The organism is Lacticaseibacillus zhaodongensis, assembly GCF_009687905.1.
Classification (GTDB): Bacteria; Bacillota; Bacilli; order Lactobacillales; family Lactobacillaceae; genus Lacticaseibacillus; species Lacticaseibacillus zhaodongensis.
Window position 1 is genome coordinate 136,777 of record NZ_BLBG01000001.1, and the last position, 15,348, is coordinate 152,124.

The window sequence follows — 15,348 nt, forward strand, 5'->3', positions numbered from 1 at the left end:
TACTGGATGCTCAAAATTAAGGAGAATTTGATTATGAAAATTAACGCAAATGGATTGAAGAAGACTTTGGTTGGCGCCGCAGCATTGGCGAGCGTCATTTTGCTGGCGGCTTGTGGTAAGAGCAGTTCATCTAGCTCCAGCCAGGATACTTACAAGAGTAACTTGGTCAAGAAGGGTGAGCTCACAATTGGACTTGAGGGAACATATGAGCCTTACTCATTCCGGAAGGACGGCAAGCTGACTGGTTTCGAAGTCGATTTGGGCAAGGCCGTTGCCAAGAAGCTCGACTTGAAGCCGAATTTTGTCCCGACCAAGTGGGATTCACTGGTCGCCGGCCTGGGCAGTGGTAAGTACGACATTGTTATGAACAACATCACCCAGACGGCCGCGCGGCGCAAGGTCTACCTGTTCTCCGAGCCTTACGTTTACTCCCGTTACGCCCTGATCACTAAGACCGGGAACAAGAGCATTAAGTCGGTTGCGGACATCAAGGGGAAGAAGTTTGCTGAGGGGACTGGGACCGATAACGCCGTGGTTGCCAAGAAATTCGGCGCCACGATCGTTCCGCAGGGCGAATTCGCTACTTCCCTGCAGCTGATCAAGCAGGGCCGGGTCGATGGCTCGATCAACGCCACCACCGCATGGTACGCATTCAAGAAGAGCAACGCTACTACGGGGCTCAAGCTGCAGGTGCTGAAGGATTCCGACCAGAAGCCTGCTAAGGCCTCCGCACTGTTTGCCAAGAAGAACGGCAAGCTGCGGACCAAGTACAACAAAGCGCTGGATGAACTGCGCAAGGACGGCACGCTCAAGAAGCTGTCCGTGAAGTACTTCGGCGCAGACATTACCAAGTAGAGCGCAATTAATTAACGGGGTCAGGGCTACCGGCGACATTCGGTGGTCCTGGCCTCTTTTGTTGTGCACAACATAGTTCCACTATCATCAAACACTTGTTTGCACTCGCGATTAGCGCTAAAATTAATGCCTGTGTTTTCACCAAATCGGGACGGAGGAGCAAGTAAATGGAGACTTTCACCATGACGGCGCGCAACCGGGCGCAGATGTGGGCCCAACTGAACGCGCAGCAGCTGACGGTGTTGCAGAAGTACAGCATGTACGCGCTGAAATCGCAAATGTTCAATCAGATCTATGCGCGGGGTGCGCAATGGACACTGGTGGATGTGCGCACCGACTACCACTGGGACGAGCACAAGGCCGGCCGTAAAGCTGCCGGGCGTTTGCACTGCATGTGCGGCCGCGTTGTGAAACACCAGTACGTACTCCAATCCGTCACTGACCACCGCCGGGTCGTGCGGCTCGGCATCACCCATTTTGAACAGGAAATGGGGATTCCCCAGGCTATCGCTAGCGAGGTCCATCAGCGCCTCAACCAGGTCGAGCTCTACATGGACGAGATTTTGACCTACTACAAGCGGGGGCGTCGCTTTCCGGCGGGCCTTTACCAGGAGGCGCAGGCGCGCGGCGTGCTTGCACAGAACGTCGATGCCACCAGTTTTGCGGCCAAAATGGCGGATTTTGCGGCTGCCGATTTTCCGCTCTTTCACGTGGATCAGCAGCGACTGACACAGTACGTGCTAGCGGCGCGGGCGGTCGCAAGTCAGGAGCGGGTGGTTCGAGCACCGCAAGTAGTCGCTGGCGAGCAACGCGGACAAGCTAGCGCGCCTAAACGCCAAGTTAGTGTTGAGGAGGGTGCCGTCACTAATTTCGCCCGCCGGTTGTGGCCGGAGCGCAAACGGTCCGAGCTGACGGTTGCCAATTTGTGGCGCGAGCAGCCCGTACTCAAACGTTTGTGGCTTCATGATCCTGCGGCGCTGCAAAAGTTCAGTTCGGCGCAAATTGCGCAACTGCGCACGATTCTGCAACAAGATGTCAGCAATCGGAGCCGTTTGCGGCGCTTGGCTAAGCCGGCACGCAACTATTACGATGCGCATTATCCCGCTGTGGTGGCGGCCCAATTCACGCAATTCAGGAAAGACCAGGCTGATGATGGTGCTTTGAAGTACAGTTTAGCCTGGCAGGCAACCCTGCAGAAACTGCAATCTCGCTGTCTGTTTGAGGCAACGCGGGGCCAAGTGTACTTATAAAAATCAAAATGGACTGGCCGCAATTGGTCAGTCCATTCGTTCACTTAACGCTGTTTTTCTTGACCCCGATTTTGATTACCTGGCTGTAGCGCAGGTAGGCGACGAAGTGGAAAATGACCCCGCCAATCAGGAGAATCCCCGCGAGGATGTTACTGAAGAAGCTGGCGATGATCGAGGCACCATAAATTGTCACGCTGCGCGCCGGGTCGGAACGGATCCGGGAGTAGTGGTCCTTGATACCGGTGAAATTTTGCAGTTCCGGATGGTGCTCGAGGTAGCGGTAAAGAATCAGGAAGGAAAATGAAATCAGCATGGCCACCAAATCGTAGACGATGATTCCGATTTGGATGTCCAGGTGGTTTCCGTTCGTGAGTGCCTCGATGATGAGCACCATGGCGTAGTTAACCAAGGTGACGGTAAACAGCAGGAACAGGTTCAGGATGTTGAGCGTGCGGTTAGTCTTCTTGACGTAGATGAAGTAGTCGTGGTGAAATAGCCAGGACGTCCCCACGTAGACATAGGACATCACGTACATCGCGAATAGCGGCCCTTGTTTCAGCATCAGCGGCAGCAAACCACCGGGGTGAATGTTGACGGGTTTGAATTCTAAAATCAAGATGGTGAGTAAGATTGCAAAGACGCCGTCACTCAGGGCATTCAGGCGGGCTTTGGACATGACAGTGACCTCCTCCAAGGTGTTTGCGCTTAGTATTGCATTGCTGAGTAAATTTTACCAGCTTGCAGCAAGCGATGCCGCGACGGATACTTTGTGCAAAATGCCACATTTTTAATCTTTGTGGGCAAATTCCATTGACAGCATGGCCTAAATTCGGTATGATATTTCTTGTGCTTGAGGCACAAAACATACCAGATTGCGGGTGTGGCGGAACTGGTAGACGCGCAAGATTAAGGATCTTGTGGCTAATTATGGCCATGAAGGTTCAAGTCCTTTCACCCGCATCATTGAGTCAGGCGAGCAGCCTGGCTTTTTTTGTATACAGAGCGGAGGCCCGCGGTCAGAAGCTGAGCATTTGCGTACTTTTGGGGTAAGGCCAGGTCTTAGGCCTTGCCCCAAAAGTGTGCAAAGCGCAGGCTTCTGCGGGCCGCAGCTCGACTCGGCACCGTAACTTCACGCATTATACTTTTCTTCAATTTCGCTAAGTGCTGCTTGCAACTGAGACTTGAGTTCAGTTAATTTTGCGGCCGATGGTGCCGTTGCATCTGCATACATAATTTTGGGATCAACCCACCAAATTGGGCCGGGTTTTGGTGTGTCACCAATGTGTCTGGGAATGATGTGCCAGTGTGCATGTGCATCACCGTTGCCAAGCATTTCAACATTCATTTTGTCGGCGTGAAATGCAAGTGAGCAAGCCTCTGCGACCCAACTCATCTCCTGAAGAAATTGCATCTTCAATTCTTCAGGCATTAAGTGTAGTTCGGTTACGTGTTCTTTGGCGAGAAATAATGTGTAGCCGGGAAAGTATTGGCTGTCTGCCAGCACAACGTAGCCAGTAGCCATTTCTTTAACAAAATACGGGTTCTTGTGGTCTTTGATCATTGCGATGCGCTTACAGATTAAGCAGTCCTGTTCCATAATGGTTGGCCTCGATTTTGTAGTTTTGATTTTGCGGCGTTCAGTGCCGCAATTATGGCATGCTGCATTTGCCTTGTCTACTTACAGCAGATAATATTTGCATACTCGTAAGTATCAAAAGGTGGTGGTATTAATGTACCGCAGTGACAATCTCCGTTCGATCGGCATATAATCAGAGTGGTTGGCGACGCTTTCACGGCGACGCTGCAACTTGTCATCAAATTGTAACTGGTAATGAGTATTTTAGTTAAGGGGTGCAAATCATGATAGGACAGTCTCACCATAATTGCACACAAGTGTGGTCACGCCTTGTAAGTAATCGCTATGAATAAGCGTGTATTGGCTGTTGATGACGACATCGACATTTTAACCATGCTCAACCGCTTTTTTGCTGGTTATACACCGCATTACTTACTTGATACGGCAACTGATGGGAGTTCAGCATTCGCACAGCTAGTCAAAAAGCCGGACTTGATCCTCTTAGACGTCAACCTACCGGATACTGATGGTTTCACCTTAATTACTCAAATTCGGCAAGTCACATCGGTGCCCATCATTTTTCTAACTGCTCGTGTTAGTGATCAGGACAAGATTCGGGGCTTAAGCGCTGGTGGTGATGATTACGTTGTCAAGCCATTCTCCCTAGGGGAGCTTGCAGCCCGAATTAACGCTCACTTGCGTCGGGAAACGACACCGAAACATCAAGACCAAGTTGCTGTCTTTGGTTCGGTAGTAATTAATTATTCTGCGCAAACGGTCACTGCTGGTTCAGAGCAACTGGATTTAGCGTTAAAACAATACCAACTGATTGCGGTATTAAGTCAGAATCCCAACCAAGTATTTAGTCGAGAACAGCTTTACGAGAAAGTCTGGGGGTATGACGCGGAAGGTGATGATCACGTGATTGCTGAACATATTCGGCGAATTCGGCATCAGTTTGAACAATGTAACGTGGTGACACCAATTGAAACCGTTTGGGGAGTTGGTTATCGATGGCAAAGTTAGAACGCAAATTGGCCAATTTGCCAATCAGGCAGGCATTGCTGCGGATTATCCTGGTTGGAACTCTGATTGCCACTGCAATGATTCTCGTGTTTCTCTTTGTTTGGAACACTTTACTTAATCTTTGGGCAACAAGGCTGTTAGCAATCAGTGGCTGGAACCTGTTGGGCTTTTCCGCGAACGCAGTCGGTATCTTCGCATTATTTGGTGGTGCCATTCTCGGTAGTTTCTTGATTCTTGCTTTGGTGATGCGCAAGACAGCTGATGTTTTCTATGCCATCAAGCTCGCACGTCCACTAGAACAGCTCAATTACGGTGTTGACCAGATTCAGCATCAGAATCTTGATTTCAAGCTCCAGAACGCAAGTCACGATGAACTCGGCGATCTGGCCCGCTCGTTTGAGAAAATGCGTCAAGCCCTGCAAGAAGCACTTCAGAAGTCTTGGCAGCTGCTTGAAGATCAAAAAGAAGTCAACGCCGCATTTGCACACGATCTGCGCACGCCGTTAACCGTCCTCCAGGGCGATGTTGAAATGTTGACGGTAAGTAATAATCAGACAAATCAGCAAGTGCTTGTTCAAGACATGCAAGGCCAATTGCAGCGTCTCACCAGTTTCATTAGTCTGATGAGTAAAATCACGTCACTACAAACTGCGCCAGTTGAGAAACACGATTGCACCTCAGAGCAGCTTGTTACGTTAATTAAAGACGAAGCCGCACATACGCTCGGTGACTGTCACTTTACTTTTGATATTGACGATGAACTGGCAGTCGATTCGACATTCAGGCTCGCCACCAGTGCGGTGCTCGAAGTATTCGACAATCAGCTGAGCAATGCTAAGAAGTTTACCAAGTCAGCAGTTAGCATTACGGCAGGTCTGACTACTCAAGAGCTGCAAGTGACGGTGGTGAACGACGGTCAGCATCTTTCCAAGGTTGAGCTTGCTAACGTGCGGGTACCGTTTTTCTCATCCCAAAAGGCCGGTCACCACCTTGGCGTTGGCATGTATATTTGCAAAGTGATTTGTGAGACGCAGGGTGGTAGCTTCACCGTGCGCAATGTACCAGAGGGCGTTGCTACGATTGCACGTTTTCGAATCGAACAATCTAACAGCGTTGATAGATAATTGATAATTGCTTGGTATCGTCTCCTTGTAAACAAAACGAGGAGGCGTATTTTTATGAGCTCAATTAAAGTTGCTGATATTACCAAGGTCTACCGCAAGAAACCGACTCCGGCACTAAATCACCTGACACTTGAAATTGGTAATGGGATGTTTGGTTTGCTCGGAAAAAATGGCGCAGGTAAGTCCACACTGATGAAAATCCTGACTACACTTGAACAACCCACCAGTGGTCGCGCGGAAATCTGTGGTATTCCGTTAACGCAGCCGGGGGCAATTCGCAACATTATCGGGTATCTACCACAGAATTTTGCATTCTACCCAAACATGAAAGTTACTGCTGCACTCAGTTATTTGGCAACACTAGCCAATGTGCCAGTTCGTGAGCAGCGGCGGCGGATTGAGCAGTTACTTGATGAAGTTAATCTAACCGCCAAGGCCAACGTCAAGATCCAGCAATTATCGGGTGGCATGCTGCAACGGTTAGGAATTGCTCAAGCTTTGATCAACAACCCGCAGTTGCTGATTGTTGATGAACCGACTGCCGGCCTTGACCCTGAGGAGCGAATTAGATTTCGCAATCTACTGACTGATTTTGCCAGTAGTCGAACCGTACTACTTTCAACCCATATCGTGTCTGACGTTGAGGCAACGACGAACCGAATTGGTATTCTCGAACACGGACAACTATTGTTTACAGGTACCACTAATGAGCTAATAGATGCGGCGACTGGACATGTTTTCCAAGCGTTGATACCCCTTGAGGCGGCTGCTCAGTTCAAGCAAACGCATCAGATCAGTGAGCAAGTTGCCCAGGCTGACCAGATTCGCTTTCGCTTCATTGCCGGCTCATCTACTAGGTCACCGATTGCCCCAACCCTTGAGGAAGCTTATCTATTTCTTCAAGCTGAGCAAGAGGGGGTGCTACCATGAGGTTGTTTTGGCTTGAATGCAAGCGAATGTGCTTTAGCCTCGCGTTTCTGATATACAGCGGGCTCGTCTGTGCGTTTATTGTTCTCAACGTTAGTCCGATGGTCAACCGTAGTTTGACAGAAATGCCAGCGCCTAGTCACTATGACGTTATTTATGCCTCTGACTTTGGAACATTGAAGGAGGGCGTTTTGGAGCAGTTAGTCGCCGAATATAAAGAAAACAGCTACACGACTTACTCATTAGGCTTTGCCAAGACAAACTCGTTAAAAGCAAATAAACGTGCTTTAATGCAGACACAAATTAGCGCGTTAAAGCATTCCAAAAACCGCCAAACTTTCAATGCTGGCCTAAGGCGTGTGGATACGGTTCTGGGTGGACATTCTGCTTACACTCCAGCAAACGCTGTGACATTGGCGGAACGGCCCATGACCAAAAGCGAGGCTAAACGCGACTACCGCTTAATCGTTAAGCGTGACAAAATTTCTGGTACTTTCGCACGTGTTTTCGCGGACATCGCGAGTCTAATTGTGGGTATTTTGCCCACCGTCATCATTATTTCGTTCTGTTACTCTGATCGGCGCAGCCGTGCACTTGCAACGATTCAGTCGAAGTTCGTTTCAAGCGGCAGAAGGCTGTTTACGCAGTACTGGGTGAGCCTGATTGTTTTATTACTGCCAGTTCTGGCAGTCGGGATGTATTTCACCCTACGTGTCATTAGTTTGTATCCTAACCAGACCATCGATTTGCTTGCATTCATGAAGGTTACGTTCGTTTGGGTATTGCCAACTCTGATGGTTAGCAGCGCAGTCGGCTTTTTAACCTACCAACTTTTCGGAAATTTCATGGGCTTCGCATTTCAAATCGCTTGGTGGCTTGTGACAACATTAATAGGAGCTCAGCGAGTCGATGGTAATTATGGGTGGCTGTTTATGCCTCGCCACAATTCTCTGCACAATGTTACTTACTTCTACGATCATTTCGCCATGTTCATCATCAATCGTGTCAGTTATGCGATTCTGGCGCTGGCAATGGTAGTTGCTGCGATTCTTGTTGCGCGAGTAAGAAAAGGGGCTTATCGCAATGCTTTTTCGAGTCATCACCAAAGATTTTAAGACCAATGTCTGGTCAATGAGTACTGTTGCGCTGCTGTTAGCTTGCCTGATTCTGATTCTGTTCAATCTTGCCCCTAGTTCGTTAGCACAGGCCGCAATGCCGGGCGAGCTGTTTGTGCCACTGATTGCGATTATCTGTTTGCCAACAGTTTTTCTTCCGGACCAAGCAGAGTCGATTCAAGCCGTGATTAATAGCAAACACTATCGCTTACCACTGGTTCGTTTCCTACGGGTGAGTTGGTTTTTGCTGTTGCTCAGTATGCTGGACGCCGGAATCATAATCGTTTATGGACTGCATGGTGTGGCCGTTCCGCTGCTGGCCTTACTGGTAGATTTTATTGGCAAGGTGCTATTACTAGCCGGAATCATTGTAACAATCTATCGAATTACCCAAAACATTGTTGTAGCGTACATTGTCCCGGTAACTTACTTCGCACTTTGCCTGGGGTACACTGGGCTAGGCCCATTTAACTTGCTAACGGCTATGCATGGGCGGTCACTGTTAGATTGCTGGTGGCAAATATTCGTTGCATTGCTCTTATTGGTTACCGGACTTTTACCGTTTCGACAAGCGCGGACGTATTTAGATTAGCTATCGATTGGTCGGCAAGTACTTAGAAATAGCATCCGCCATTCCACAGAGCCTGCTTTCATTTAGTTAGTAAAATTGCTATACTGACCATACCAAATGCGGATACAGGAAGGATGATTGTGATGAGTGCAACTAAAAATACTCCGGATCAGGATGAATTGAAGAAGCGGCTGACGCCCGAGCAGTATGCGGTGACGCAGGAAGCTGCTACCGAGCGGGCTTTTACCGGCAAGTACGATGATTTTTACAAAGAGGGCATTTACGTTGATGTTGTCAGTGGCGAGCCCCTGTTTTCCTCGCTCGATAAATATGATGCCGGCTGCGGCTGGCCTTCCTTCACCCACCCGATTGCCAAGCTGCAGGAGCACCGCGACCAGAGCTGGGGTATGGAACGTACCGAGGTCCGCAGCAAGCAGGCTGGTTCCCACTTGGGCCACGTGTTTACCGATGGGCCGATTGCTGAAGGCGGGTTGCGCTACTGCATCAATTCCGCCGCACTGCGTTTCGTGCCTGTCAGTGAGCTCGAAAAGGCTGGCTATGGCCGATATGCAACGCTGTTTGAGTAGATTAAAAGAGTGTCAGTTACCGTTAATCGCGGCACTGGCACTTTTTATTTTGGATACGGAAAGAGGTGACAGAGGCAAAATGTCTTTCTAGTGATGCTTTGTTTCTGCCATCAGGCGCAGGTGTAGTTCCCGATAACTAGGGGCGGCGAAGGGTTCGGTTAGATAATAGAAGCCGTTACTGGCCAAGTAACGGAGGCAGCGCTCGTTATCACTATCGTCGTTAGTGCCACCAAAGAGGCCGTAATATCGCTTAACTTGGCCAGCAACCTGGTAATCAAAGCTAAGTCGCCACTGCTGCGGGCCGTCAATCTCTGCGCTAGCGCCAAAATTGAAGTTAGTGATGGCACTTTTGGGGATGCGGACTACGGTGCTGGCTAATTTTGCGGGATCGAAACGGGCAAGTCGGTCTTCCTTGATGCACAGATAAACCATTCCGGGCATGAACACTAGGACGGAGACGCGCCAGTTATCCTCCGTAAACCAGGGTAGTCCGCTAGTAAGTAAGTAGTCTGCCGCCTGTCTGGCTTTACGCTGCGCTGAATTTACCACGTAGTTGCAAACCAGAACGTTGTGCTGGAGTGGCAGTTTCAGCTCGGCGACGACCGCCGCGGTCTGTTTAGGGTTTAGTAAGTACATATCGTTTTGCTCCGTTCACATTAACTAAGTACACCAAGGCTTATCTAGTGTCGTTAAAATAACACATTACATTTCATTTCGGCTTGTCACTGTCAATATACATGCTTCTGGATACTTGTCAATACAGGCTCGTGATTACACAAAAATAACGGCCAATCGCAGCTCTTCTTCAAGCTGCGGCTAGCCGCTATTTCTGTGCAATTTATTTTGTCTTGCTTGGACTAAGCTTCCTTAGCCTTTGGGCGCCAGAAACCAAGAATCAGTCCGGCGACGATTGCACCGACCACCAGGGAAACGAGGAAGCCAAGTTTCTGGTTGGTCAGGGCCAGGGCGACAATCCCACCATGTGGTGCAGGGACGTTGACGTGGAAGAGCTGAGTGAGCCCACCGGCGATGGCACTACCGATAACGGAGCTACCGATAACGTGGACAGGGTCGGTTGCGGCGAATGGAATCGCACCTTCAGTGATGAATGTCAGGCCCAATACGTAGTTCGAAAGACCGGATTGCCGTTCAGAAGCAGTGAACTTGCTGGGGAAGAAGGTGGAGGCGAGGGCGATTGCCAGTGGTGGAATCATCCCACCAACCATGACAGCGGCCATCCAGCGACCATCTTTGTAACCTGATGCGGAGAAGACCCCGATGGCGAAGGTGTAAGCAGCCTTGTTGAAGGGGCCGCCCATGTCGATACTCATCATGCCGGCGAGGATAATGCCGACCAGAATGGCGTTACCAGTGCCCATGCCTTCAAGGAAATTGATGAGGGCACCGTTGATTGCGGCGAAAATTGGGTTAACGACGAAGAACATGATCAAACCAATAATTGCTAAACCAACAACTGGGTAAATCAGAATGGTCTTCATGCCATCCAGGGATTTTGGCATCCCCTTGAACAGCTTTTTCAGGCCAACGACCATCCAGCCGGCGATGAACCCGGCGACCAGACCACCTAGAAAACCGGATGGGTTAGCAGCCTTAACAACGGACGCGGTCGCGAGGGTTGCCATCCACCCACCGACGAACCCAGGCATTAGGGCTGGCCGGTCACCAATGGACATCGCGATGTAAGCGGCGAGGACTGGAACCAAGAAGCTGAAGGCGTAGTTCCCGAGGTTATTGGTGAAGGTGAACCACATGGAACCCTTACCGGCGACCTGTTCGAAGATGAAGGAGATTGCCATGATGATCCCACCACCAACAACGAATGGCAGCATGTTGGAAACACCGTTCATCAGGTCCTGGTAGATGTGCTGCCAGAGGCCCTTCTTGGTTTCTTCATCACCGGCTGCGCTTGCACTGCTGCTAGCGCCGTCACCGGCGAAAATTGGGCCCTCTTCGTTCAGGGTTGACTGAATGAGTTCTTCAGGCTTCTTGATTCCGTCAATAACGGGGCGGTTGATCAGGTGCTTACCGGCGAAGCGGTTCATCTCGACCTTTTTGTCGGCGGCGATGATGACCCCAACGGCGCGGCTGATATCGCTGGCGCTGAGCTGGTGCTTGACCCCTTCAGAGCCGTTAGTTTCGACCTTGATGTCAACGCCCATCTTCTCGGCTGTTTCCTTAAGTGCGGATTCGGCCATGTAAGTGTGGGCAATCCCGGTTGGGCAGGCGGTAACCGCAACGATGTACGGTTTCTGGGCCGCACTGGTGTCGGTGGCTACAGGTGCCGCTGCTGCGCGGGCTTCCTCTGCGGCCTCCTTGGCGTCCTTTGCTTCCTGGGCAGCTGCGAACAGCCGCTGGACCTCATCTGGCGTCTCGGCCTTGCGCAACTGGGCGACCAGGTCGGGGTTGATCAATAGGGAGGAAAGGGCGGACAGTGCGGCGAGGTGCGTGTTGTCGGCACCTTCTGGAGCGGCGATCATGAAGAACAGGTGTACCGGTTGACCGTCCAGCGAGTTGTACTCTACGCCGGCCTCACTTTTGGCGAACAGCACGGCCGCCTTGGTGACCGCCTTGTCCTTCGCGTGTGGCATGGCGATGCCGTCGCCAATGCCGGTGGTTGATTCATCTTCCCGGCGCAAAATGTCCTGTTTGTAGAGCTTGGCGTCGGTGATGATCCCACTAGCCGCGTATTTGTTGACCATTTCGTCGATGGCCCCGGCTTTAGTCGTGGCTTTCATGTCCATGATCATGATGTCATCGCGTAAAAGTTCACGAATGTCCATGTTGATTCCTCCTCTGGTTCTGTTTTGAATGTTTATCTAGACTTCTTCAATGGTGATGGTCTGCTCAACTTCGGCAATTTTGGCGCTCGTGGCGAGGTCAGTTGAGTACGCCGTCGCACTGCCACAAGCGATTGCCTTCTTGAAGCTCTTCAGGGCATCGTGCGTCTGGGCAAAAGTCCCGGTGAAACCGGCCAACATGCTGTCGCCGGCACCAACGGAATTCTTGACCGTGCCCTTAGCCGCGCTGCCGTGCCAAGCCTTGTCCTTGGTGATCATCAGGGCGCCGGCACCGGCCATGGAGATGAGCACGTGCTGGGCACCCAGGTCCAAGAGCTTGCGGCCCGCAGCGACGATCGACTGCGTGTCCTGGTATTCAGGATCACCGAACAGGTCGGCCAGCTCGTGGTGGTTAGGTTTCACGACGAGCGGTTTTTCGGGCAGCGTTGCCAGCAGCGCCTCACCAGTCGTGTCGATGACAAAATCGGCACCAGCCTGGTGAATCAGTGGCAAGAGGTCGCGGTAGAAGCTCTCCGGCAAGCTAGCGGGAATACTGCCGGCCATGATGACCACATCGCCGGGCTGCAGTTGCTTGAACTTAGATTTGAACGCAGCGATTTCAGCCGCCGTAATGTCGGGGCCCGGTGCGTTCAATTCGGTTTCGTCTTCAGCCTTCAGTTTGACGTTGATTCGGGTGTCACTCTGGATGGGGGTGAAGTCACAGCCGAGGCCGAGTGCAGCCAGTTGTTGGTTCACGAACTGGCCGGTGAAGCCGCCGGTGAAACCCCAGGCGGTCGTTGGCAGCTGCAGTTCCTTCAAAATCCGGGAAACGTTGATGCCCTTACCGCCCGGCAACTTGATTGCCGAATCAAGCCGGTTCACGAGGCCGAGCTCCAAGTGGGGCAAACCGACGACGTAATCAATTGCGGGGTTCAGGGTGATTGAGTAAATCAAAGTGTTGCCTCCTTGATATTTGCAAATTGCGTGAATGATGAATCTAGTGCCGCCAAGCTGTTGGTGATAATCGTTGCTTCGTTAATGCCGATAATTTTGGCAAAAGACGTGGCGCCGAACTTACTCGTGTCCGCGAGAATGACGGTCCGGGCCGCCTGGGCGATTGCGACGCGCTTGGTGGCTGCTTCTTCGGGATCCGGGGTGGTGCAGCCGTATTGGGCGTGCACGCCGTTGGTCCCGAGGAAGGCGATGTTGAAGCGATAGAGTGAAAGTGACCGGGCGGCTTCGGCACCGATCACCGCCTTGGTGAGGGGCTTGACCATGCCGCCAAGCAGGATGGTGTTGATGCCGTAGTCAGCGAGCAGGGAGGCGTTGTCAACCCCAGTTGTAACGACGGTGACATCCTTATCCCGCAAGAGCGGAATCATCTGGGCGGAAGTGGTGCCAGCGTCGAGAAAAATCAGGTCGCCGGAATTTATCATGGCCGCCGCGCTGCGTGCAATTGCGACCTTAGCGGCGGTGTGCGCCGTTGCTTTTTCCTGCACGCCGGGTTCGTCACGCAGACTGCTGATGCGTTGCGCACCTCCGTGGACCCGCTTGAGCAGGCCATCCTTGGCCAGCTCGCCGAGGTCGCGGCGAATCGTGGACTCGGATGCGTTCAGCTCAGCTGTTAGTTGCCGAATTTGCACGGTCCCGTTACGGTCAATTTCTGTCAAAATCCGCTGTTTCCGTTCTTCAGTAAGCACTTTCATTCACCTCTTAACTAGTATTATACTCATGAACCGCTTCCATGCAAGCATAAAACGCCAAAAGCAGTCAAAAACTGCCACGGGGTGCCAAAAGCCAGCAAGCAGGGGGCTTTCGGTCACGCTTTTTGAGTTTAGTTGAGTTACGCACGGCTTAAGCTTCCCTCTGTACAAAAAAACGGCAGCCAGAACGGCCACCGTTACGTTAATTATTTAATTTTAGCTTAGTGCTTGTGGTTGTACATGTAATCACGGGTCATTGGCAAAGTTTTGCCGGATGGGCCCTTGGTAAGCAGGTACTGCATGACGTCGATGTTGCCAGATTCGAATGATGCGGCACAAGCCTGCAGGTAGATATCCCACATGCGGGTGAAGGATTCGCCTTCCATCTCGACGACCTTGTCCTGCACTTCATGGAAGTTGTCGGCCCAGATTTCAGTGGTGCGCTGGTAGTGCCGGCGCAGTGGCTCGAGGTCACTGACCTGCAAACCGGCGTCAACGATGTGCTGCAGATTCTCGGTCATGCCGGGAACGTAGCCGCCTGGGAAGATGTACTTGGTCAGCCAAGCGTTAGTAGCGCCGCCCTGCTGCCGCGTGATCCCGTGGATGAGGGCAACCCCGTCATCCTTCATGAGCTTAGCAACATCCTTGAAGTAGAGGCCCAGGTTTTCCTGACCGACGTGTTCAAACATGCCGACGGAAGTAACATAATCGAATGGTTCGTGCTTGAGTTCACGGTAGTCAACAAGGTGAACTTCAGCAACATCGCCCAAACCTTCATCGTCGATGCGGCGCTGAACGAACTTGAGCTGTTCTTCAGACAGGGTGTTGCCGACAACGTGCAAGCCGTACTCCTTGGCGGCGGTGAGCATCAATGTACCCCAACCACAACCGATATCGAGCAGGGTTTTGCCAGGCTGAGGGTCAAGCTTGTCCAAAATGTGGTGGACTTTGTTGATCTGTGCCTGTTCAAGGGTGTCGTCATCGTGTTCGAAGTAGGCACAGGAGTAAGTCATCGTTGGGTCGAGCCACAACTTGTAGAAGTCGTTCCCGATGTCGTAATGACTCTGCACATCCTTGCTGCTGGCTTTTTCGCTGTGGGACTGCTTAGGAATGATTTTCATGAGCTTACTGTTCCGCATGAAGGAGTCGGCGCTCTGGTAAGCAGCCGTCAAAACGGTCTGCAAAGGCCGCTTTTCGGGGCCGGTGACTTCAATGTCGCCAGCCATGTACGCTTCACCAAGTGCGAGGGAGGCGTTGCTTGTGATTTCTTTGATTGGAATTGCACGCTTAATGGTAATGTTGGCTTTAGGTTCGCCGTCACCATACGTTTCCGTTTTGCCGTCCCAGTATGTAACTTCAACGGGGATGTTGAAGGAACTAGCAAACAACTTCTTATATAGTGTCTTTTCTAACATCAAGGGACCTCCAAATTTTACTTATGATTAGTCTACAACTTTTCCTGAAAACATGTAAGCAACATGCGATGATGGGTGACAATTGTCGCGTCTTGTCCCTACGGATCGGGGTGTACAGCACACTTATTGATGAATACTGGCGTGAATCGGGATAAATTTACTGGGGTTGGCAGGATTAATTGAATTGTTTTCTGTAAGTTTGCGACAGCAAAAAACGCCTGCCCGGAATGGGGAGGCGCTTTGGAATTGTTGAAGTTGTGAAGCGTTTTGAAGTTACGGTGTGCATCATAGTCGAGCTGCGTCACCCTGCTCCCTGCGCTCAAAATGACTTAGGCCTTGACGAGAAAGACATTCGTCAAAACCTAAGTCACCTTGATGCTCAGGAGCAACCCGGGTGACTC

The 15,348-nt window shown here is 51.3% G+C and carries 15 protein-coding genes and 1 tRNA gene; 9 read left to right on the plus strand and 7 right to left on the minus strand.

The window, feature by feature from the left end; genetic code table 11:
- Positions 1 to 33 precede the first annotated feature (33 nt).
- Together GN107_RS00640 and GN107_RS00645 are read left to right on the plus strand one after the other, a co-directional pair.
- Positions 34 to 855 carry a transporter substrate-binding domain-containing protein gene (locus tag GN107_RS00640; protein ID WP_155286155.1) on the plus strand — a complete coding sequence of 274 codons (822 nt, stop codon included), beginning with the start codon at positions 34 to 36 and terminating at the stop codon, positions 853 to 855.
- A 167-nt stretch (positions 856 to 1,022) separates the two neighbouring features.
- A complete protein-coding gene (locus GN107_RS00645; RefSeq protein ID WP_155286154.1) occupies positions 1,023 to 2,105 on the plus strand; it encodes a hypothetical protein in 1,083 nt (360 codons plus the stop codon).
- Between the two features lie 40 nt (positions 2,106 to 2,145).
- Here the strand turns inward: GN107_RS00645 and GN107_RS00650 are convergent, their stop codons facing one another.
- Positions 2,146 to 2,781, minus strand: a complete 636-nt coding sequence (locus GN107_RS00650; protein WP_155286153.1) for a TMEM175 family protein — start codon at positions 2,779 to 2,781, stop codon at positions 2,146 to 2,148.
- A 198-nt stretch (positions 2,782 to 2,979) separates the two neighbouring features.
- Here GN107_RS00650 and GN107_RS00655 point away from each other — a divergent pair.
- A tRNA-Leu gene (locus tag GN107_RS00655) sits at positions 2,980 to 3,065 on the plus strand.
- 169 nt (positions 3,066 to 3,234) lie between these two features.
- Here GN107_RS00655 and GN107_RS00660 read toward each other — a convergent pair.
- Positions 3,235 to 3,702: an HIT family protein gene (locus GN107_RS00660; protein ID WP_155286152.1), complete on the minus strand. Its 468-nt coding sequence runs from the start codon at positions 3,700 to 3,702 to the stop codon at positions 3,235 to 3,237.
- A 324-nt stretch (positions 3,703 to 4,026) separates the two neighbouring features.
- Between GN107_RS00660 and GN107_RS00665 the strand changes: the two genes are divergently transcribed.
- The 6 genes from GN107_RS00665 to msrB all read left to right on the plus strand — a co-directional run bounded on the left by GN107_RS00665 (position 4,027) and on the right by msrB (position 9,031).
- On the plus strand, positions 4,027 to 4,707 hold the full coding sequence (locus GN107_RS00665) for a response regulator transcription factor (RefSeq protein WP_155286151.1): 681 nt from the start codon (positions 4,027 to 4,029) through the stop codon (positions 4,705 to 4,707).
- Positions 4,695 to 5,831 carry a HAMP domain-containing sensor histidine kinase gene (locus tag GN107_RS00670; protein ID WP_155286150.1) on the plus strand — a complete coding sequence of 379 codons (1,137 nt, stop codon included), beginning with the start codon at positions 4,695 to 4,697 and terminating at the stop codon, positions 5,829 to 5,831. Before GN107_RS00665 ends, GN107_RS00670 begins: the two co-directional genes overlap by 13 nt.
- Positions 5,832 to 5,885: 54 nt before the next feature.
- Positions 5,886 to 6,761, plus strand: a complete 876-nt coding sequence (locus GN107_RS00675; protein ID WP_155286149.1) for an ABC transporter ATP-binding protein — start codon at positions 5,886 to 5,888, stop codon at positions 6,759 to 6,761.
- A 188-nt stretch (positions 6,762 to 6,949) separates the two neighbouring features.
- Positions 6,950 to 7,873 (plus strand): ABC transporter permease, encoded by a 924-nt coding sequence (locus GN107_RS00680; protein WP_155286148.1) that lies wholly within the window; start codon positions 6,950 to 6,952, stop codon positions 7,871 to 7,873.
- A complete protein-coding gene (locus GN107_RS00685) occupies positions 7,842 to 8,465 on the plus strand; it encodes an ABC transporter permease (protein WP_155286147.1) in 624 nt (207 codons plus the stop codon). The genes GN107_RS00680 and GN107_RS00685 overlap by 32 nt, the downstream gene beginning before the upstream one ends.
- A 122-nt stretch (positions 8,466 to 8,587) precedes the next feature.
- Entirely contained in the window at positions 8,588 to 9,031 is a 444-nt protein-coding gene (gene msrB, locus GN107_RS00690) for a peptide-methionine (R)-S-oxide reductase MsrB (RefSeq protein WP_155286146.1), read from the plus strand.
- 87 nt (positions 9,032 to 9,118) lie between these two features.
- Here msrB and GN107_RS00695 read toward each other — a convergent pair whose 3' ends face one another.
- The 5 genes from GN107_RS00695 to GN107_RS00715 form a co-directional block, all read right to left on the minus strand.
- Positions 9,119 to 9,667 carry a hypothetical protein gene (locus GN107_RS00695; RefSeq protein WP_155286145.1) on the minus strand — a complete coding sequence of 183 codons (549 nt, stop codon included), beginning with the start codon at positions 9,665 to 9,667 and terminating at the stop codon, positions 9,119 to 9,121.
- Positions 9,668 to 9,888: 221 nt separating this feature from the next.
- A complete protein-coding gene (locus GN107_RS00700) occupies positions 9,889 to 11,832 on the minus strand; it encodes a PTS fructose transporter subunit IIABC (protein WP_155286144.1) in 1,944 nt (647 codons plus the stop codon).
- A 36-nt stretch (positions 11,833 to 11,868) separates the two neighbouring features.
- The gene (gene pfkB, locus GN107_RS00705; protein ID WP_155286143.1) at positions 11,869 to 12,783 is read right to left on the minus strand and encodes a 1-phosphofructokinase; all 915 of its coding nucleotides are present in this window, start codon (positions 12,781 to 12,783) and stop codon (positions 11,869 to 11,871) included.
- A complete protein-coding gene (locus GN107_RS00710; RefSeq protein WP_155286142.1) occupies positions 12,780 to 13,529 on the minus strand; it encodes a DeoR/GlpR family DNA-binding transcription regulator in 750 nt (249 codons plus the stop codon). Before GN107_RS00710 ends, pfkB begins: the two co-directional genes overlap by 4 nt.
- 224 nt (positions 13,530 to 13,753) lie before the next feature.
- Positions 13,754 to 14,947, minus strand: coding sequence for an SAM-dependent methyltransferase (locus GN107_RS00715; RefSeq protein WP_155286141.1), 1,194 nt, complete (start codon positions 14,945 to 14,947; stop codon positions 13,754 to 13,756).
- Positions 14,948 to 15,348: the final 401 nt, after the last annotated feature.